This is a genomic window from Micromonospora sp. DSM 43699, assembly GCF_055517075.1.
Map to the genome: position 1 here is coordinate 1 of NZ_JBTMMT010000162.1, position 769 is coordinate 769.

Below are 769 nucleotides of genomic sequence, written 5' to 3' on the forward strand. Positions count from 1 at the left end.
GGCTAGGAGCAGGGCCGCACCGGCGGAGCGGGTGTCGTCCGGCAGCGCGTACACGATGTCGTCGCCCAGTTGCCGCAGGCTGCGGCCCGGCCGGGCGAGGGTCCGCGTGATGCGTTCGGCGGCCCGGTCGCCGGAGAGCAGCTCGGCGGTGCAGAACGCGAGCAGGCTGCCCTCCTCCAGGGTGACGGTGGCGGGGGCGAAGAGGGCGCTGTCGGCGGAGAAGAGTCCGGGCCCTTCCGGTACGTCGAGGTCGACGGGCCGCCCGTCGGGGCCGACGATCAGCGGCGCGGGGTGCCCGGCGCGGGCGAGGGTGCAGGTGCGGGTGAACGGGTCGTAGACCCCGTACACGCAGCCCGCGCTCAGGGGTTCGCCGTGCAGCGAGTCGTCCGGGGGCAGGGCGGCGCGTTCGCCGGCGAGGCGGTCGGCGGTGTCCTTGAGCCGGGCGAGGACCTCCTCCGGCTCCAGGTCGAGACCCGCCAGCGCCTGGATCACCGTACGCAACTGGCCCATGGCGATGGCCGATTGAAGGCCCTCGCCCGCGACGCCGCCCACGACGAGCGCGGTACGGGCGCCGGACAGGGCGATGGCGTCGAACCAGCGGCCGCTGTCCCGGCCGGGCAGCAGGACGTGCGCGGTCTCGACGGCCGCCTGCTGCCGCTCGGCCTGCGGGAGCAGCCGCCGCTGGACGGTCGAGGCGATGACGTGCTCGCGTTCGTAGCGGCGGGCGTTGTCGACGGCGAGCGCCGCGCGGGTGGCCGCCGTGGTGGCG

General features: G+C 76.1%; 1 protein-coding gene. It reads right to left on the bottom strand.

Features of this window, described 5'->3' with window-relative positions; all coding sequences use genetic code 11:
• A partial coding sequence (locus tag AC0AIB_RS31035) for a PP2C family protein-serine/threonine phosphatase (RefSeq protein ID WP_465098052.1) occupies positions 1-769 on the bottom strand: 769 nt, incomplete at both ends.